Here is an 18,173-nt window from a genome sequence, read left to right as displayed (position 1 = left end):
GCAATTTCACATGAGTCTAGCGACGAATACCGACACGTTATTTCGTCGCGCCCGCCGATCGGTGTCTATGCGCCGAAAGCTCTCAGACACTGCTTAGAAAACTCTTCGTTACCCATTCGTTACCCTTCAGCGGCTTTCGGCAATGCCGCCTTAACGTGCGGTTTTGCCGCTGCCGTAAACGATTCGCGGGCAGGCCACGATCGGGCGCCCTCAGAGTTCCCGATCCAAAAGTGAGCGGCAAATCACAACGACATGCCGGGAGATGCGTTCGTGCTCAAGCGCTATCGCAGCGCTGCCGCGTGACGCGCATCACCGCGAAGTCATCAGAAGGACGGCGTGCAGGCGTTCTCGATGAGCAAACCGCAGTCGTCGAACTGCAACCGCACCTGGGTGCCGGTCGGCTGCTTGGAGATCGTCGTGCGGTCAGCGAGCGCCTGCATCAACGGGATACCGCGGCCACGGGTGTTCGGGCGCGACTCGGGGTCGACGTAGCGCCAGCTACCGTGATCGGAGACCACCACCTCGAGCTCGTGGTCAGCGGCGTTGTGGCGGGCACACATGGTCATCGTGCCGCTGCGCCCACGGTAGGCGAATTCCGCCGCGTTGGTCAGCGCCTCGTTGACGGCCAGGACGACATCGTTGAACCGGACCGGGTCGAGCGTGAAATGCCTGCGCAGCCAACCCGAAAGCTCGGACCTGAACTGCGCGACATTTCGCGCATCAGCAGTGTCGTTTCGGATCAGGCTGGCATCCATCGCGCCCGCGGAGTAATTCGACTCGGTCATCGTGCCAACTGATTACCCGGTGGCACCAGAAATCAAGCGGCAAAGTTCTCGAGAGCTACCTCGACCGAGGAGTACAGATCGATCAGGTCAGCGATACCGGTGATCTTGAGCGGCCGGCTGGTCGCGGGTCCGTCGGCGACGACGGCGAACCGTATGTCGGTGCCGTCGACGCGGTTGTGGGCTTCCATCAACACCTGCATCCCGGCCGACCCCAAGAAGTCCACCTGGGTGAGGTCGACGATCAAGCCGGCAGGATCTTTGCCCAAGGCCGCGTCCACGGCGTCCTTCAGCTGCGGAGCCGTGAGCATGTCGAGGTCACCGGACGCGGCGACCACCGCCACCCGTCCGACCCAGTTCTCGGTACAAAGCTGTCCGTCCAAGCCTCACCTCTTGCTTCAGGTGCCCAAAAGCAACCTCAATCTACGTCGCAAGGCTGCAGTCTGAACCCGCCGCTAGAGTATCGACTGCGTCAAATCCACGCAGCGACGGCACCGAATTACCTTGCCCAGACCGCAGGATAACCGGCATTTCGGCAGGTCTCGGACCCGTCGGCGCAGTAAGTCGAGCGTCCTCGCGGTGTACGCGATACTGTCGGCATACCTGCAGCCCCCGAATGAAGGGTGATCAACGATGGGTTCCATCTCTCTGTCGGTGCGACGAGTGATCATCGCCGGCGGCTTCGCGATCGCCGCGGCGGCACCGGTTGTCGGGGTGACGCTCGCCAGTCCGGTGATTTCGCCTTCACATCTCGCCGACTGCCCCACCGGTGAGGAGCAGGACCTCTACAGCGGCCAGTGCACTCCTTATCTGGTGCCCAACTCACCGGACGCCGCCCCGGCTGCCCCCGCCGCGGCCCCGGCTCCCGCCGCCGACACCACCGGCGCGAGCCCGAGCCTGTGCCCGCCCGGTGTCAGCGGCAGCGAATGCGGTGGCTCGACCGGAGGCGAGGCGAGCGCGCCGCAGCCGAGGATGCCCGCGGCGGTTCCACCACAGGAACCCGAACAAGAACTGGCCGAGGTCGTCACACCCGATTACTGACGCCGCGGTAAACCTTTACCCCGTGTCCTGAGCGGATTCGGATCTACTTTCGGCGCAACTTTTGCAAGTCTTGCCCGCCGCGGATCCTGCGGTGGGACACTCTCCTTGTCAGCCGAGTTCGTGGCTTGCGCTGGGAGGTCCGGCGATGAGCTTTTCGCCGCACAAATCCATGGCGACTGTCGTGATGGCAGCCGGAGTTCTGGCTGTACCCCACACCGCTTCTGTTGACCACCCGCCACCGGTGTATCCGGTCAGATCGCTCAGCTCGGCCACCGCGATCGCCGCCACGGGCGCCATTGCCCCGATGACCCCCAACCGCCTCGTCAGCGCGGTCATCCGCGGACCGACGCGTATCGACGAACACCCGGATACGTTCGCCCCGCTGATCTTTACCTCCGCACTCCACCCGTCCGTCGATTCTGATGACATGAAACCGTCGCTGACGCGACTCGACGTGTTCGGTCCCCGTCAGCACGCCGGTTTGATCGGAACCGGCGGCGCGCCTTCACGATCGGGCGGAACGGCCACCGTGCTACTCGCCCCCTCAACCACCAACGTCGCAACCGACTTCATCGCGTTCTTCATCGGCGACGGTGACGAGCCGGGCGAAAACGCCGGCCTGCTCATCGGCAACGGCGCCGACGGGGTGTTACCCGGCCAGGCCGGCGGGCGCGGTGGTCTGTTGTTCGGTAACGGCGGAAACGGCGGTCCCGGTGGTCGCGGTGGAGACGCCGGCCTCATCGGCAACGGCGGCGACGGCGGCAACGGTGTCGACGATATTCAATTGACGGGCAACGCATCTGGCGGCCCCGGTGGCGACGGTGGTCGCGGTGGCCTGCTGCTCGGCAACGGCGGAGCAGGCGGTCGAGGGGGTAACGCCGAAGGTGGGGATAACGCCACCGGCGGAACAGGCGGTGCCGGAGGAGGCGCAGGACTGTTCGGCCGCGCCGGGGACGGCGGCGCAGGGGGGACGGCGAAGACGGCCGACGACAACGGTGTCGCTCAAGGCGGGGCCGGCGGCAACGGCGGCAACGTGCTCGGGATCGGCGCCGCAGGCGATGGCGGAGCCGGTGGTAATGCGGACTCCCTCGATCTGCACTCGGCAGGCACCACCGCGGGTGCCGGCGGTGACGGCGGGTCCGTCGGGCTCATCGGCCGCGGCGGCAACGGAGGCGCAGGCGGAACCGCACACGGGTTCGAGTCAACCGCCGCCGGTGGTGGCGGCGACGGCGGCGACGGCGGCTTCCTCATCGGTGGCGGCGGTACCGGTGGGGCTGGCGGCGACGCGACGAGCGGTCGCGGCGACGCGACGGGCGGTGCCGGCGGCGACGGCGGCGAAGCCGGCTTGCTCGGCGACGCGGGTGCGGGCGGCGTTGGCGGTGATGCGCATTCGCAGTTCACCGATCAGGGCACCGCAGGTGACGGCGGCGACGGCGGCAGCGCCAAGCTCATCGGAAACGGTGGCGCTGGCGGTGACGGCGGTACTGCACTAGGACAGAACGGCAGCGACGCCTCGGGCGGAATCGGTGGTGACGGCGGCAACGGCGGCCTGTTGACCGGTGATGGCGCCGTCGGCGGCAACGGCGGTGCCGCAGAAGGCTTTCGGGCCGTCACGGGCGGTGGCGGCGGTGACGGCGGCAGCGCCGGGCTCAACGGCGACGGGGGCGACGGCGGGGCAGGCGGCACGGCCAAGACGACCGGCGACAACAGCGACGCGATCGCAGGTGCGGGCGGCAACGGCGGAAGCGTCGCCGGCGTCGGTGATTCCGGCGACGGCGGGGCGGGTGGCGGCGCGAGCGCACTGGACCTGCACAGCATCAACACCCAGGGCGGCGACGGCGGTGCAGGCGGCAGCACCGGCGTCAGCGGCGCGGGCGGTGATGGCGGCGCGGGCGGCGCGGCCACCGGTTTCCTCAACACCATCGGCGGGGACGGCGGCGACGGCGGCAACGGCGGCGCGCTCAACGGCGACGGAGGTACCGGCGGCACAGCAGGTACCGCCACTGCCGACGGCGGGCTCAGCACCGCCGACGGAGGCAATGGCGGCGACGGCGGCAACGGCGGCGTGCTGTCGGCGGGAGGCGACGGCGGTGACGGCGGCTCGGCGCTCGGCACCGCACCCGACCGCTCGGGCGGCGACGGCGGGGACGGTGGCAACGGCGGCGTCGGCGGAGGCGGTGACGGCGGCGATGGCGGTTCGCCCGGCGGCGCGGGCGGCAGCGGGGGAAGTCCGGGCGGAAGCGACGGCGCCGACGGCTGATCCGCTACTTGAGATACGGATCGAGCAGCGTCGCCAGCACGGGCAGAATCCGTGACCGCATGCCGCACCCTTCGTTGGATCCAGCTGTCCCCAGGGACAGCGTCAGCTGTCATTGACGACGGATTCGTACTGGGGGCAGAACGCGGCCGTCGCCGCGCCGATGAGCATGCCCGCGTCGTGGGGATCCAGATGCTCGGAGAGCGAGGCGATCTCGCTCTCCAACGTGGCCCCGTTGGCCCAATCCGAGCACACGCCTTGTCCGGCGGCGACCTTGTTCTCGGGGGTGGCTCCCGGCCAGGTGACGCCCGCCTCGTCGAGAACCTCCAAGAACGTATCCTCCGGCTCGGCAACCGCGATAGGTGCGCACAGGAGCGCGGATGCCGTTATTCCGGCAAGCACTAAACCAGCGGATTTTGCATTCATTGTGGTTTCTTTCTCGAAGAAGGGTGAGATCGCAAATCTTCACACGGCCGTCATAGTCCCGCGCTATTTTTCGCGAAATGAGTCTCGGAGATATTTCACCCTGGCTGGACAACCAGACTTCCCGGCCAGCAGTGCATACCCAGCGAGAACACCGCGACGGCGCTCTCTTCTTTGCAGCCAAAACCACATAGACATTGCGTTTGCAAAAAACTTTCTCAGATTGACCCGGCTTAATTGTCCGTCAGCGTCCGTTAAATAGCCTATTTGTCCGGACGCCAATATTTGTTTTGTGGGCGTTTGTTTCCCGCTGGAAGTTACAGAATCCAGGGGAAGAACCCATACATCGGGAAGTTGTCGACAAACGGCGGAGCGTCGTTGATCTGGGCGTTTCCCGGCGATACGCACACGCTGCTGGCCCTGGTCGACGTGCACGTCATCGGTGCCGGTTCGATCTGCTGGTGGGCCACCGGTTGGGCCGTCGTCTGCGCGGCCTGCGCGACCGGCGCCAACGCGATGGAGAGAGCACCCGCCGCAACGGCCAGCCCTGCAATTGGCTTGAACATCATCTCATTACCTCCTGACCTCAATCCTCCGACCTTGTTGTGACGCAACTAGATCGGCATCCGGTATCCGAAGTACTCGTGGTCTTCGTTGTATCCACCGTGGCCCCAGCCGACGTCCTTGAAACTCTCGACGAATTCGATGCCCTCGATCCACTTGACCTGTTTGAAGCCGAGCTCGAGTTCGTTGCGCAGACGTAGCGGCGCGCCGTGCGCGTCGGACAGCGGTTCACCGTTCATCTCATAGGCCAGCAAGGCCATGGGTTCGCGCATGTGCTCGATGCGGTGGCAGTCGTAGTACCGACCGGTGTCGGGTTCGGCCCCGTTGCCGAAGGAGTAGAACACCACCCATCGCGCTGTCGGAAGTGGCCGAACGATATCGATGATGTCGCGCATGCGGACACCTGACCATTTGGCGACGCCCGACCAGCCCTGGATGCAGTAGTGCTGGGTGATCTGTTCGTGTTTGGGCAGCGCCAGAAGTTGGCTGTAGGACAGCTCCACCGGGTTCTCGACCAGGCCTGTGATGCGCAGTGCGTATTGGGACCAATCGGTGGTCCGCAGCCGTTGCCACTGCTCGGAGTCCGGTGGCCGGCCATTGGCCCAGTGGTAGGGCGTGATGTCCTTCTCGCGGTACGAGGCCTTGGGATGTGCGCGTTCCATCCATGCTTTGGCCCACCCGACGACGAATCGGCCGGTGTGCTGGACGACCCTCGGGTAGCGAAGTGTCACCGGGGTGGCGATCAGCCAAAGGACGGTCAACACCAGTGCGGCCACCGCGAAAATGACGAGGCCCCAATAGGACTGGGTGTCGGTGCCCAACGTCATGTGGTTGAGGTTTCCGACGGCACCGGTGAGGAACACCATCGCGACGTGGCTCGCGATGAAGATCAGCATCCAGATCAGCACGGTGAAGTGGATGGTCCGCGCGACCTGGCGGTTCAGCGGACCACGTCCCGTCCCGAATCGCGCCGCGACGGCCGGGGCCTGTAGCAGGCCGGTCACGAGCGCCAGCGGCGCGGCGATGAACACCGTGATGAAGTAGGCCAGCAGTTGCAGACCGTTGTATTCGGCCCAGCCCTCGTTGGCCGGAAAGTTCAGCGACGCATATTGAATGGCCGTCGACACGGCGTTGGGAAACACCGCCCACGACTGCGGCACCAGCCGGTGCCACTGGTCGGTGGCGAAGAGCAGCACGTAAAAGATGACCCCGTTGACCAGCCACAGCAGGTCGAAACTGAAATGCCACCAGCGGGCCAGTCCGATCGAGTGACGAAGCCCCGGAATCCCCAGCTGCTTTGGCAGGGACACCGCGTCGTCCTTTGACGTCCACAATCGTGTTGGGTCGTTCTTGTCCGTGCGGTCGGCGGGCACCGGACGGCTCATCCGGAACCACTCCGTCCCCGGGCGACAGCCCGAGTTCAGGTACAGCCGTGGATGATCGGCCAGTATCTGCAGGCCCGATCGGATGATGAACATCATGAAGACGATGTTGAAGAAGTGCTGCCAGCGCAGCCACGCGGGGAACCCGGTATCGACCGGCGTGGCGTAGCTCGCTGAGGTCCCCGGGTAGCGCGCGATGAAGCTCTGCACCCAGCCGAACGTCCGCAGTTGCTGCGCGATCGCGACGACGATGACGAGTCCAACGATCCCGAGCGCGATGAGCCAAAGGATGCTGACCCACCTGCGGCCGATCCGCACCGATGGCACCTGTGCCGGTACCTGGGGAATGCCGCCGGCGAACTCGGCGACGTCGACGCGCTGCTCGAAAACCCCTTTGGGCTCATGGTGATCCAGCAGGGTGTGCAATGGCGTCGCCGATGAGCGACGGTGAACCTTCGGTGCGATTGTCACGTGTTTTCCTCCATAGGACAGGTGGCGGTGGCTTCGCTGGTGAGGTCAACCCCGCACACTTCCGTCCAATACCCGCTGGCTGGACCGTCCCTGGCGACTAGCTGTAGGCACGCTGAGAACGGCTTACGGCGGCGTCGAATATGAAGCCTGACCTGCGGCGAACGGTTGATGTGACGTTGCACATACCGCAGGCTTCGATGACCGGGCCCGTGGTCTCGACCGAGCCGAAATCACTTGTGTCACTTTGCTTTCTTCCGTCTCAACCCGACGAGTTTTGTCGGTGTATCGAACTAGTGTTCGAAATATGAGTTCGGGTGCGACGTCGGATCGGGAGACCATCGTGGCGGCTTTCGCTGCGCTCGACTCCGCCTTCGATTCGGTGCTCGGGCTGCAGTTCGACGTGATGACGGACGCCGAGAAGTTAGCGCTGACGGTCCGGCTGGAACGCAACATGCGCCGCGCGCCGGCTGTCGGGCATCGGTTGCTCAATGCGCTGGCGGCTGAAGCCGACCCGCGCGCGTTGGGTGGCACGTCGTTGGCCGACGTACTGTCCACCACGCTGCGGATCTCGAAGAAGGCTGCGAACCAGCGCATCAAGGATGCCGGCCGGCTCGGCCCGCGACACGCCTTGACCGGGGAGCCGCTGGATCCGAAGCTACCCAACGTCGCGGCCGCACAGCAGCGTGGCGAGGTCGGCGACGAGCACGTGCGTGTCATCACCAAGTTCTTCGACAAGCTGCCGTCGTACATCCCCGCCGACCTGTGCGACGAGATGGAGGCGCATCTCGCCGACCTGGCAAGCGGGCTCGGGCCGGAGCAGCTACGCAAATCCGCCGAGAAGTTGGCCTATCTGGCAAACCAGGACGGTGACCCGCCCACCGACGACGAACGGGCCCGTAAGCGCGAGTTCAACATCCACGAGCAGGATCGGGATGGGATGAGCAGGGTCAGCGGCTATCTGGACCCGGAGGCACGCGCGATTCTCGAGGCGGGCTTCGCCAAGTACGCCGCGCCCGGCATGTGCAATCCCGACGATGAGACGCCGTGCGTTGAGGGTGAGCCCGATGCCGACGCGAAGGCTGCCGATCTGCGTTCGGCCGGCCAACGCCGCCACGATGCGCTCAAAGCGCTGGGCCGCGCGATGCTGGCGTCGGGTCAGCTGGGGCAGCACAACGGTTTACCGGCCACCATTATCGTGTCCACCACGCTGCAAGAGCTCGAGTCCGGGGCCGGCCACGCCGTCACCGCGGGCGGCTCGCTGCTGCCGATGAGCGATCTGATCCGGCTGGCCAGCCACGCGTATCACTATCTGGTGGTGTTCGACAAGCACACCCAAGAGGCGCTATACCTGGGCCGCACCAAGCGATTTGCATCGCCGGGCCAGCGAATTGTGCTGCACGCCAAGGACCGCGGGTGTTCGCGTCCGGGATGCACCGTGCCCGGATACTGGTGCCAGGTTCACCATGTGGACGGCTGGGCCGCCGATGACGGGCACACCGACGTCGACAAACTCACCTTCGCTTGTGGCCCCGACAACCGACTCGTCGAAACCGGCAACTGGACCACCCGCAAGCGTGCAGACGGCCGCACCGAGTGGATCCCGCCACCGCATCTCGACACCGGCCAACGCCGCGTCAACGACTATCACTTCCCAGCGAGATACCTGCTGCCCGACGATGACGACGACGTCCCGTAGCTCTCGCGGTCCCGCGGCCGCCAGGTCCCGGTCGCGGCCGAGCCGCCGCTGGGCGTAGCAAGACAGCGTCCGGTGGGCTTTACCGCCGGTCCGCAATCGGGGTAAGACGGACGGCATGACTGATCCGTACGTCTGTGCGCGACGACGGCGCGGGCGCTGATCCGATGTGTCGTCTGTTCGGGCTGCACGCCGGTCACTCCATCGCCGCGACTTTCTGGTTGCTCGATGCGCCGGACAGCCTGGCCGCGCAGAGCAGGCGCAATCCCGACGGCACCGGTCTGGGAGTTTTCGGGGCCGACGGCGACCCGGTCATCCGCAAGCAGCCGATCGCCGCATGGCGCGACCTTGCCTTCGCGACCGAAGCCCGCGAGATGTCGGGTACGACGTTCATCGCTCACGTCCGTTACGCCACCACCGGGCCCGCCGAGGAGGCGAACACCCATCCGTTTCTTCAGGACGGACGGATCTTCGCGCACAACGGTGTCGTAGCGGGCCTCGACATCCTCGACGCTCGCCTCAGCGAGCTCGGCGCCGCGGACTTGGTGCGCGGCGACACCGATTCCGAGCGGGTCTTCGCATTGATCACGGCGTACACCCGAGGCCGCGGCGGCGACGTGGGCGCAGGCTTGGTGCAGGCGCTGCGCTGGCTGCGTGAACACCTACCCATCTACGCGGTCAACATATTGCTGGCCACCTCCACGGACCTGTGGGCGTTGCGATACCCCGACACCCACGAGCTCTACCTGCTCGACCGCACCGACGGCGGTCACGGTGAATTCGCCATGCGCAGCAAGAGAATCAGGGCGCACAGTGCGCATCTGGATGACGCGCCGTCGGTGGTCTTCGCCAGCGAGCCGATGGACGAAGGGCGTTGGCAACTCCTGGATTCTGGCGAGTTGGTCCATGTGGGCGTCGACCTGAAAATCACCCGCCGCACGGCATTTCCCGATCCCCCACTGCACCAGCTCACACGAGCCGATCTCGGTCCGAGCGCGGTCGCCGCACAACACCCGACATCCTGACGCTGCGGCGTCGACGTTCGTCGCTGCGCTTGGAACGCTAGACCGCAATCAAGCCGGTATTCACCCCGATGATGCCGACGTCGTCGAAGGCGTCGACGATGGCCTGCTGCTCGGAGTCGGTGAGGCCGATATCGCGCGCGGCGGTCAGCACGGCCGCGCGGGCCTGGCGGAAGGACGCACCGGGCGTCAACCCGTACAGCGACTGGTAGAACACCTGCGCCCAGACGTCATCCGACACGTCGGCAGTGCGCGCGTCGGTCATCATGCGGTAGGCGGCGTGACTGAAGATCGTGCTGTTGCGGTGTTCTCGGGCCGAGGTGTTGAACTGGCTGTAGTGCGCGAACCCGTTCAGCGACGCCGGGTCGGCCATGTTCCGGATCGCGCATCGGGTGCCGGCGCGCGGCGACGAACAGCCGTAGTCCTCGGCGATCAGCCAGCGCTGCTCGTCTTGTTTGCCTTCGATCAAGCTGCCCAGGATGTCGGCGTAAGCCTCCTCGAGGGCTCGGGACTCGACGTCCTGCCCCAGGATGCGTCCGTGCTGGCCGACCACCACCTTGTCGATCACCGCGTGGGTGAATTCGTGCCCGACGATATCCAGAGCCGCCTCGAAATCATGGCCGAACACGAAGATCTCTTCGCCGCGATACCAGTAGGCGTTGTTCAAGACATCCGAGACCACGGTGACCCCGATCGGGGCGGCTGCGCCGTCGTACGACGGGTATCCCAGCGTCGAGTCGTAATACGTGTAGACGACCACCATGTTGGCTTGCGCTGACACCGCCGATGGATCCCATTGCCCGCCGGCCACCCGGATCACGAACTCACCGGGTGGGTCGATCGGGTACTGCAGTCCGTCGGACCCGGCAGCAGTCACGGCGGTGTAGATCGAGATGCCGCGTTTCGGGTCCACGAGGAACCAGGTGTCGAGTTCTTCGCTGTAGCCCACGACGATCTCGCGCGGTGCGCCCAGCAGGTCGTTGGCTTGTTCGGTTGTCACGGTGATCAGCGTGGTCACATATGTCGTCGTGACGGTGGTGGCCGAGAAGCCCGCCCGCTCCAGCACATTGGCGACGCCGGTTTCGATGCGCCGGTACAGTCCCCACACCGCGTCCAGTACCGGCACCAGCGGATTGGGCGCGGGTCCGGTGGCTTTGGGGTCGAACCCGAACAGGCCCAGCACCCCGAGCACCACGCTGCGCACGGGGTTGGGTTTGACCTCGCGGTGGGTGATGACATCCAGAACCAGCACGTGGGTCTCGTCGGCCGGGACGGCGTCGGCGACGAACGCCTGCGGCAGCGACGTCACGCTGACGTCGGGCGCCGTCATCTCGGCGGGCTCGTCGACAACCGGTCTGAACAACGCTGCGGTGTCGACGGCCGATGCGGCTGGCAAGAACGCGGAATAGGTCTGCAGCCGTGAGGTATCGGGAACCTGCTCGGTGCCATCGTGTCGGTCGGCGACCGTCGGGGCTGCATCCTGGGGAGCGTCATCGGTGACGGGGTCGACCTCGGGATCGGCGATCTCGTCGGCGGTGTCCGCATCGATGACTGCATCGGTGACCTCTGGGTCGGTCTCCAGAAGCGACGGATCGGGTTCGGCCGGCTCCGGTTCGGGCTCCGCGGATTCCGCGTCGAGGTCGGCCTCGATATCTGGTTCGGACGTCGCGTCCTGAGCCGGAGCAGACGCGGTGGCGGCTGATTCGCTGGGCGAGTCCGGCTCAGTCGTCGAGCGATCGTGGCCGGACGGCGCGCTGACGGTATCGGACGACACCTGCGGTGCTGCAAGAGCAACTCCCTGACCAACCGTCAGTGCTGCGCTAAAACCGACCGTGGCTGCGGCATAACGCAGCCAGTTCGTACTGTTCCTTGTGGCCAACGCCTTCTACGCCCCCGAACCCCCTCGTCGGATCGGCGACGCCATCTTTGCTTCGGCCGATCGCCAGCAAAGACAGTAGCACCGCAACGGCGCGCCGCGCGGTTTTTCGCCTCAGAGCGCCAGAGACGCCATCCGTGGATAGAGGATCGCTGGCCCGAGCCAGCGCCCAATAAAGCGCCGTAGTGCGATTTCGTTGCGCTGCTGTCCCGGATCCGTCAGGAAGGACTGCACAGTGCGCAACGTCATTTCGGCAAGCTCGCCGAGGGCGGCGGCGTCGAAGCCGTGCAGCTGCCAATCGACGTCGAGGCGGTGAAAGACCGACAAGCAGAATGCGATTGCGGTGTCGGAGGTCAGCGAGATGACATCTTCGCCGTCTCGTCGCGGGGTCAGCAGGCTTTCCAGCTGTGGGTCTCCGGTGAGGTTCTCGACTGCGAACGCAACGCATTCGACGACTGCCGTAACCGGATCCCTGAGTCCACGTACGTGTTCTGCGACCTGGTCGATGAACCCGCCGAAAGCACGCATCGCGCTGGCGATGAGCAGCGCTTCAGCATTCGGGAAGTAGCGGTACACCGTCTGGCGAGTGACCCCGAGTTTTCTGGCGACGTCGGCAAGGCGTATCGCTGCTCCGTGCTCGGCCACCACCTCGTCGACCGCATCGAGAATGCGAGCGATTGCTTCCTCGTCCGAGGCCGGGGTGGAGCCGGCCCAGCCGCGGCTACGCATCCGCCGTCACGAGACTTTCGGCGTCAAACTCGATCTCGAGTGTGGTGGGGCCGGTCATTCCCAGCAGCGATTTCCACGGGGCGGAACCGACGCGACGGGGCGCAGAAAGGCGTCGGGTGAGAACGGCCAGGGCATCCGCCAATTCCCGACGCGCGAGGTTGGCTCCCAAGCAGTAGTGCGCGCCGCCGCCGAAGGTCAGAATTGGGGGCAGGTCCTGACGCGCGATGTCGAATCGGTCGGGGTCGTCGTAGATCGCTGGATCACGGTTGGCCGCAAAGGTATTCACCACGATAAGGGTGCCTTCAGAGAACGTGTAGCCGCCGAATTCGACGTCCTCGGTGGCGACGCGCGGCGCGATACAGACCGCCGGTGAATGACGCATGGTTTCCTCGACGGCCTGCATCGCCAGCTCTGGTTGGCTTCCCAGCTTCGCCCATTGATCCGGATGCTCGCAGAGCACCTGCACCGAGGCGGCCAGCTGGTTTCGCGTCGTATCCGTACCGGCCATCAAGAAGCCGGCCGCCAGCATGCGGAGTTCGTCGAGATTCAGCCGGTCGCCGTCGCTTTCGGCGCGGATGAGCTCAGAAAGCAGATCATCGGTCAGGTTGTCACGGCGGGCGGCGACCATATCGTCGACGTACGCGTCGAGTTCGCCCCACGATCGGAGGATCTCGGCTTCATCGAAGGTGGCGTCGGGTTGGAAATTGAAGGCTTTGAAGATCTCGTCGGTCCACTGCGCGAACAGCTGCCAGTCCTCGCGGGGCGCGCCGAGCAGCGCGCAGATGATCGGGGTGGGGTATGGCCGCGCAATGTCGGGTACGACGTCGCAGCGTCCGGCGTCGATCACCCGATCGATCAGGCCGTTGACCACGTCCTGGATCGTGTCCTGCAGGCGCGCTGTCGCGCGCGGAGTGAAGGCCCTTGACACCAGTTTGCGTAGGCGAGTGTGAGGTGGGCCGTCGAGACCTAGGAGGCTATTCGCCATCTTGTCGTACAGCGGTCCTGAAGTGACGCCTTGCGCTGCCAGCGTGATGCCGGGCGGCATCCTCAACCTGTTGTCGCGCAGAATATCTCGAGCCAACTCGTAGGACAGGATTTCCGGGCCGAGGGGCCCGATGGCGATCGGTGCGCGCGATTGCGCGGTTCGGACATCGTTGAGGATGTCGTGCGGGGTGGCAGTGAAATCGTAGGTGAACGTGGGGAGGCCGGCGTCGAGAACATTGGGAGCGGCACTGCGGGTGTTCATCGATGTCTCGACTTTCGTTGACGCCCAGACGCCTTGCGTGCGGACATATATACCGGAACTGTATGACCAACGCTCCATAGCGGTCAATACAAGAGTGCGAACCCGCTGTTCGGAAGATGACACGTTCGCCAGGGCCATACGTCTTATGCTTAAACGTTCACACCCGTGTTCCGACGGACCCTGCTCGATGTAATCGCCTTCGTTCCACAGCCGGCATTCCGGCGGTCGATAATGTGTTGCACCCTCCGAGCGTCTGCCGGGGCTTTCGCTGATCTGTCCGCGATCGGGCATCCCAAGGACCGCCGCATTGTTTCGGCCCTCCTCGCGGAGGTATCCCCCTAGCACATCGCCCGCGGCCCGCGGGTGGCCGACCTCCTGGAGTGCACACCGTGAGCACATCGATGACCACCACGGAAGCCGTGCTTGCTGGCCTGCCTGAAATCCGGACCTGGCAGGAGGACTGCTACCGGGATCTGCACGCGCACCCAGAGCTGTCCCACCAGGAGTTCACCACCGCCCGCGCAGTCGCTGAGCGTCTGCGCTCCCTCGATTACCAGGTGCACGAGGGCATCGGCGGCACTGGAGTGGTCGCAGTGCTCGACAACGGGTCGGGTCCCACGGTGCTGCTGCGCGCGGATATGGATGCCTTGCCGGTTCGAGAAGCCACCGGGCTGGAGTACGCCAGCGTGGTGCGAGCCAACGACGCCGAAGGCAACGAGGTTCCGGTGATGCACGCGTGCGGTCACGACCTGCACGTGACCGCGCTTCTAGGTGCGGCGCAACTGCTTGCCGACGGGCGCGGTCACTGGCACGGCACGGTGGTCGCGTTGTTCCAGCCCGCCGAGGAGACGGCCGACGGCGCGCGAAGCATGGTCGACGACGGGTTGGCCGCGATTGTGCCGCGGGTCGACGTCGCGCTCGCACAGCACGTATTCCCTCTACCCGCCGGCACCGTCAGTACCCATGCGGGGCCGTTCCTGGCCAGCGCGGACAGTATGCGCATCACGGTCCACGGCCGCGGCGCGCACGGATCCATGCCGCAGTCCTCGGTGGACCCGGTGGTGCTTGCCGCCATGATCGTCGTGCGATTACAGACCATCGTCTCGCGCGAAGTTGCACCCGTTGACTCCGCCGTGGTGACCGTCGGCAGCATCGCGTCCGGGAGCAAGAGCAACGTCATACCGGATTCTGCGCTGCTGCAGTTGAACATTCGGACCTACAGTGATCAGACCCGCACCGCCGTCCTCGCCGCGATCCAGCGGATCGTGACCGCCGAATGCATGGCCTCCGGGTCGCCTAAGGATCCGGAGTTCGAGCTGTTCGACCGGTTCCCCCCGACCATCAACGACGTCGCGACCACAACTCGGGTTCGGGAAGCCTTCACCTCGTTCTTCGGCGACCGGTGCTGGGAAGTACCGCAGGGCACCGGAAGTGAGGACTTCGGCGAGATCCCGTCGGCTCTCGGCGTGCCGTACACCTATTGGGGGATCGGTGGCATCGACGCGACGATCTACCAGCAGGCCGTCGACAGCGGTCGGGTGCAACAGGACATCCCGGTAAACCACTCGCCACACTTCGCCCCCGTCATCCAGCCCACTCTCGACACCGGCACCCAGACGCTCGTGGTGGCCGCGATGGCCTGGCTGGCCCCGACACCCACCTGATCACCTACGTCTCCGACGACTCGCACGGCCGGCCCATCGTCGTGTCGGGCACCGGGAGTTCGTCGACGCCCTGCGGGCCGGCGACTCGATCGACACCTGTGCGCGCTGACCCGGCTCAGCCGCAGTGTTCCGCGTGGTACCAGCACCGGGCCCCCACCGTCACAGCGGATCGCCCGATGAGTTCCTTATGATCTCGCTGGTGCCTGCGCAGATCTTCTGCGCCCGCGCTGCGGCGCACATCTCGGAGATCGGGTATTGCATCATGTAGCCGTAGCCGCCGCAGAACTGCACGCAGCGATCCACGATCTGGCACTGCTCTCGGCGCCCCACAATTTGGCCATCGATGCGGTCGCGGCGCTCAGGTGCCGTCCGGGTAGCGCTGAATGCAGTTATCCTTCAGTGTCCTCCCGACCAGCACCTTGGCCTTCCACTCGGCGAGCTCGAACGCGGACGGCGGTGGTGCGGACGGCCTGCAGATCGGAGCCGGTGGTCATCGTCAAGATGCCGGCAAACCCCGGCCGGCACGGCATACAGCTCACCCAACTACCCAGCTTTGGGCCATCGCCGCTCTTCCACGGTGCCCCCACTGGGACTCGAACCCAGACTGTGCGGATTTTAAGTGAAGAGGACCGGCGTTCGGCGACTAGGCGAAATGGGTTCGCCGAAGTGCCATATCGACTGTAAGACAGAGATTTGGGCGTTGCCAGTACGGCTCTTGATGATGCACCGAAATATAGGCGACGCAGCGAACCCCCTCCCGCGGAAATCGAAGATTGCGTAAAAACGCTGATCATCCGGTCAAGCTGCGACTAGACGCCAGCTAACACATATGACGCTCTTAACTGAGTTATGCAATCCGCGGCTACCGCGGCCGTCGAGTCTGGCGAGGCGAGCTGTCCGGTTCGCGGCGGCGACGTGTGCGCCCACTTCCTCCAGGGTCAAGTTCAGCTTCGTGCTCTTCCAACTCATCGGCGTCGATCACATCGTCGAGTTCATTGAGCGAACGGCAACGGTAGCGAGGGAGGGGAAGCTCGCGACTTTGTCGATGCGCTATCGCCGCAGAGATCAACTGCTGATGTCGCCCCAAACCGGAAGATGGCCCAATCCCCCCCTAACCGGGACCAAGTGGACGAGTCTGGATTTCTCAGCCCCGCCCGGCCATGGAATGGAGTCATCAATGCGACGCAGGCGAACTGCCCTTCTCAGCGCGGTAGGCGTGACCGCGACGCTGATTGCCGGGGCGACCAGCATCGCCGGCGCGTCTCCGGACCCGAAGGACATGACGATGGTGAACGTCGTCAAGATCGAAGGAATCCCCTGGTTCGATCGGATGGCCGTGGGCGACCAGAACTTCGCGAAACGCACCGGCGTCCAGACGAGCCAGGAGGGCGGCGACGACACCAGCCCGGAGAAGCAGGTTCAGATCGTGGCGGACCTGATCCCGCGTCGCCCGACCGCCATCACCGTGGTGCCCAACTCACCGGAGTCGCTGGAGGACGTCCTGGGTCAGGCCCGCGCCCAGGGCATCAAAGTCGTCTCGCACGAAGCCACCGGAATCCAGAACGTCGACGTCGACATCGAGGCCTTCGACAACGCAGCCTTCGGTAGGCAGATCGTCCAGAGCCTCGCCCAATGCATGGGTGGGCAGGGAAGCTACGTCCAGTTCGTCCAGAGCCTGGCCGCGAAGACTCACATGCAGTGGGTGAACGCCGCATACGACATGCAGGTCGCCGAGTTCCCCGGCATGACCCGCGTAGAAGGCCCGATCGAAAGCTTCAACAACGAGCAGACCGCCTACGAGAACGCCAAGACAGTTCTGTCGAAGTACCCGAATATCAAGGGCTTTCAGGGGTCGGGCAGCACCGATACACCGGGCATCGCACGTGCCGTGCGGGAGGCGGGGTTGGCGAACGAGATCTGCGTGATGGGTACGGCGGTACCCGCCGTGGCAGCCAAGTACCTCGCCGACGGAGCGATCGACAGGATCTTCTTTTGGGATCCGGCGATGGCAGGCGAAGCGGCGCTTCAGATCGCGCTGATGCTCGCACAGGGACGACCGATCGAGGCCGGCACCAATCTGAACGTCCCCGGCTACGAGTCGCTGACCAAGCTCGACGGCTACGACAACGTCTTCGTCGGGAACGCCGCACTGGAAGCGGACGCCAGAACCGTCTCTCAGTACCCTTTCTGAGTCGGACACTCGATCACGTCGGCGACGCTTTCCGCTACGAAGACCTCTCCCCGTGCCCCCAGTCGGACTCGAACCGACACTGGACGGATTTTAAGAGTGCTCTACTTGGTGAATTGTAGTTAGCGGTACGCAACGGTTCGGATCGAGAATATTGGCCTGCGCTGCGTAAATACGTATGAATAAGTGTGGTTGTTGTTGGCCGCTGTCGAGTGCTCTGCGGACTGCGTGCGGACTGTGGACTGATCGCTTGTACTCTTCCGGCGCCTCAGCGAGTTCAGCAGTCATACGGTTATGGATAGTCGTCCGAAGTCCTCACGAACCGTTGATGTCGCGGATGTACCGGTTTGTCGGCAAGTCTTCGGCGCCGGGAATTGGATAGCTGCCAGTTTCGCCGGTGAAGCGAAACCCAGACGCCTCCCAGAAGCGGCATCCTCTCTGATTATCCGTAGCACACTCCAACGAGACAGTTGTGTACTCCTGGTAACCGAGTACCTCGTGGAGCAAGCGTGGGCCGATCCCGTCACCTTGCCTGTCACGTGCGATATAGAGAGCATCGATTTCGACGTGGCCGATACCTAACGTCCTGCTGCCGAATATCGCTACGCCGACCGGCGTGCCCGCAGACTCTGCCAACAGCATTGTGCGCCCGATATCCATCAAGCGGCGATATTCGTGCATCCACGTGATCGGGTCGAGCTCGTCAAGATAATTCTGAGGTACCATCCCCGCGTAGCAGTCTCTCCATGCCTCTATGTGCATCATTGCAACGCGGTAAAGGTCCGTCAGCTCAGGTTTCCGAATCACCAGGTCATCCGGGATCATCCCTTAACTG

17 protein-coding genes are annotated in these 18,173 nt (G+C 64.9%); 6 read left to right on the top strand and 11 right to left on the bottom strand.

Annotated features, from left to right (window positions below; all coding sequences use genetic code 11):
- Window positions 1-323 precede the first annotated feature (323 nt).
- Window positions 324-785: an ATP-binding protein gene (locus K3U96_RS05700; RefSeq protein ID WP_220692351.1), complete on the bottom strand. Its 462-nt coding sequence runs from the start codon at window positions 783-785 to the stop codon at window positions 324-326.
- A 32-nt stretch (window positions 786-817) separates the two neighbouring features.
- Window positions 818-1,165 carry an STAS domain-containing protein gene (locus tag K3U96_RS05695; protein ID WP_069406267.1) on the bottom strand — a complete coding sequence of 116 codons (348 nt, stop codon included), beginning with the start codon at window positions 1,163-1,165 and terminating at the stop codon, window positions 818-820.
- A gap of 250 nt (window positions 1,166-1,415) precedes the next feature.
- On the opposite strand from K3U96_RS05695, the gene K3U96_RS05690 reads away from it, so the two are divergent.
- Window positions 1,416-1,823, top strand: a complete 408-nt coding sequence (locus K3U96_RS05690; protein ID WP_230982377.1) for a hypothetical protein — start codon at window positions 1,416-1,418, stop codon at window positions 1,821-1,823.
- A 108-nt stretch (window positions 1,824-1,931) separates the two neighbouring features.
- Here the strand turns inward: K3U96_RS05690 and K3U96_RS05685 are convergent, their stop codons facing one another.
- Window positions 1,932-2,159 carry a hypothetical protein gene (locus K3U96_RS05685; RefSeq protein WP_220692350.1) on the bottom strand — a complete coding sequence of 76 codons (228 nt, stop codon included), beginning with the start codon at window positions 2,157-2,159 and terminating at the stop codon, window positions 1,932-1,934.
- 91 nt (window positions 2,160-2,250) lie between these two features.
- On the opposite strand from K3U96_RS05685, the gene K3U96_RS27030 reads away from it, so the two are divergent.
- A complete protein-coding gene (locus K3U96_RS27030) occupies window positions 2,251-4,083 on the top strand; it encodes a PE family protein (RefSeq protein ID WP_268928469.1) in 1,833 nt (610 codons plus the stop codon).
- Window positions 4,084-4,185: 102 nt separating this feature from the next.
- Here the strand turns inward: K3U96_RS27030 and K3U96_RS05675 are convergent, their stop codons facing one another.
- The 3 genes from K3U96_RS05675 to K3U96_RS05665 all read right to left on the bottom strand — a co-directional run bounded on the left by K3U96_RS05675 (window position 4,186) and on the right by K3U96_RS05665 (window position 6,920).
- Complete coding sequence (locus tag K3U96_RS05675; protein WP_230982376.1) at window positions 4,186-4,410, bottom strand: DUF732 domain-containing protein; 225 nt, start codon at window positions 4,408-4,410, stop codon at window positions 4,186-4,188.
- Between the two features lie 410 nt (window positions 4,411-4,820).
- On the bottom strand, window positions 4,821-5,072 hold the full coding sequence (locus K3U96_RS05670) for a hypothetical protein (RefSeq protein ID WP_220692349.1): 252 nt from the start codon (window positions 5,070-5,072) through the stop codon (window positions 4,821-4,823).
- A gap of 45 nt (window positions 5,073-5,117) precedes the next feature.
- Window positions 5,118-6,920, bottom strand: coding sequence for a molybdopterin-dependent oxidoreductase (locus K3U96_RS05665; RefSeq protein ID WP_220692348.1), 1,803 nt, complete (start codon window positions 6,918-6,920; stop codon window positions 5,118-5,120).
- 304 nt (window positions 6,921-7,224) lie between these two features.
- On the opposite strand from K3U96_RS05665, the gene K3U96_RS05660 reads away from it, so the two are divergent.
- A complete protein-coding gene (locus K3U96_RS05660) occupies window positions 7,225-8,616 on the top strand; it encodes an HNH endonuclease signature motif containing protein (protein WP_220692347.1) in 1,392 nt (463 codons plus the stop codon).
- A gap of 164 nt (window positions 8,617-8,780) precedes the next feature.
- A complete protein-coding gene (locus K3U96_RS05655; RefSeq protein ID WP_220693408.1) occupies window positions 8,781-9,638 on the top strand; it encodes a class II glutamine amidotransferase in 858 nt (285 codons plus the stop codon).
- A gap of 37 nt (window positions 9,639-9,675) precedes the next feature.
- On the opposite strand, the gene K3U96_RS05650 is transcribed toward K3U96_RS05655, so the two are convergent.
- From K3U96_RS05650 to K3U96_RS05640, 3 genes are all read right to left on the bottom strand, one after another.
- Window positions 9,676-11,409, bottom strand: a complete 1,734-nt coding sequence (locus K3U96_RS05650; protein ID WP_220692346.1) for a M4 family metallopeptidase — start codon at window positions 11,407-11,409, stop codon at window positions 9,676-9,678.
- A gap of 216 nt (window positions 11,410-11,625) precedes the next feature.
- Window positions 11,626-12,240, bottom strand: a complete 615-nt coding sequence (locus tag K3U96_RS05645) for a TetR/AcrR family transcriptional regulator (RefSeq protein ID WP_220692345.1) — start codon at window positions 12,238-12,240, stop codon at window positions 11,626-11,628.
- On the bottom strand, window positions 12,233-13,486 hold the full coding sequence (locus K3U96_RS05640; RefSeq protein WP_220693407.1) for a cytochrome P450: 1,254 nt from the start codon (window positions 13,484-13,486) through the stop codon (window positions 12,233-12,235). Before K3U96_RS05640 ends, K3U96_RS05645 begins: the two co-directional genes overlap by 8 nt.
- Window positions 13,487-13,887: 401 nt before the next feature.
- Here K3U96_RS05640 and K3U96_RS05635 point away from each other — a divergent pair, with 401 nt between their 5' ends.
- Window positions 13,888-15,150: an amidohydrolase gene (locus K3U96_RS05635; protein ID WP_220692344.1), complete on the top strand. Its 1,263-nt coding sequence runs from the start codon at window positions 13,888-13,890 to the stop codon at window positions 15,148-15,150.
- Window positions 15,151-15,309: 159 nt separating this feature from the next.
- Here the strand turns inward: K3U96_RS05635 and K3U96_RS26845 are convergent, their stop codons facing one another.
- On the bottom strand, window positions 15,310-15,453 hold the full coding sequence (locus K3U96_RS26845; RefSeq protein ID WP_230982375.1) for an acyl-CoA dehydrogenase family protein: 144 nt from the start codon (window positions 15,451-15,453) through the stop codon (window positions 15,310-15,312).
- Between the two features lie 649 nt (window positions 15,454-16,102).
- Between K3U96_RS26845 and K3U96_RS05625 the strand changes: the two genes are divergently transcribed.
- Window positions 16,103-17,341, top strand: coding sequence for an autoinducer 2 ABC transporter substrate-binding protein (locus K3U96_RS05625; protein WP_230982374.1), 1,239 nt, complete (start codon window positions 16,103-16,105; stop codon window positions 17,339-17,341).
- A 312-nt stretch (window positions 17,342-17,653) separates the two neighbouring features.
- Here K3U96_RS05625 and K3U96_RS05620 read toward each other — a convergent pair whose 3' ends face one another.
- The gene (locus tag K3U96_RS05620; RefSeq protein ID WP_220692343.1) at window positions 17,654-18,163 is read right to left on the bottom strand and encodes a GNAT family N-acetyltransferase; all 510 of its coding nucleotides are present in this window, start codon (window positions 18,161-18,163) and stop codon (window positions 17,654-17,656) included.
- Window positions 18,164-18,173: the final 10 nt, after the last annotated feature.

Origin of the sequence: Mycolicibacterium holsaticum DSM 44478 = JCM 12374 (assembly GCF_019645835.1) — a bacterium.
Lineage (GTDB): Bacteria > Actinomycetota > Actinomycetes > Mycobacteriales > Mycobacteriaceae > Mycobacterium > Mycobacterium holsaticum.
The sequence above is the reverse complement of the archived record's forward strand: the minus strand, read 5'-3'. Positions and strand labels throughout refer to the sequence as shown.

Bases quoted from the DNA above. Each gene is read 5' to 3' on its own strand.
- K3U96_RS05700 (WP_220692351.1), bottom strand. From the start codon at position 785: ATGACCGAGTCGAATTACTCCGCGGGCGCGATGGATGCCAGCCTGATC.
- K3U96_RS05690 (WP_230982377.1), top strand. From the start codon at position 1,416: ATGGGTTCCATCTCTCTGTCGGTGCGACGAGTGATCATCGCCGGCGGC.
- K3U96_RS05685 (WP_220692350.1), bottom strand. From the start codon at position 2,159: ATGACCGCGCTGACGAGGCGGTTGGGGGTCATCGGGGCAATGGCGCCC.
- K3U96_RS27030 (WP_268928469.1), top strand. From the start codon at position 2,251: ATGAAACCGTCGCTGACGCGACTCGACGTGTTCGGTCCCCGTCAGCAC.
- K3U96_RS05670 (WP_220692349.1), bottom strand. From the start codon at position 5,072: ATGATGTTCAAGCCAATTGCAGGGCTGGCCGTTGCGGCGGGTGCTCTC.
- K3U96_RS05660 (WP_220692347.1), top strand. From the start codon at position 7,225: ATGAGTTCGGGTGCGACGTCGGATCGGGAGACCATCGTGGCGGCTTTC.
- K3U96_RS05655 (WP_220693408.1), top strand. From the start codon at position 8,781: ATGTGTCGTCTGTTCGGGCTGCACGCCGGTCACTCCATCGCCGCGACT.
- K3U96_RS05645 (WP_220692345.1), bottom strand. From the start codon at position 12,240: ATGCGTAGCCGCGGCTGGGCCGGCTCCACCCCGGCCTCGGACGAGGAA.
- K3U96_RS05640 (WP_220693407.1), bottom strand. From the start codon at position 13,486: ATGAACACCCGCAGTGCCGCTCCCAATGTTCTCGACGCCGGCCTCCCC.
- K3U96_RS05635 (WP_220692344.1), top strand. From the start codon at position 13,888: ATGACCACCACGGAAGCCGTGCTTGCTGGCCTGCCTGAAATCCGGACC.
- K3U96_RS05620 (WP_220692343.1), bottom strand. From the start codon at position 18,163: ATGATCCCGGATGACCTGGTGATTCGGAAACCTGAGCTGACGGACCTT.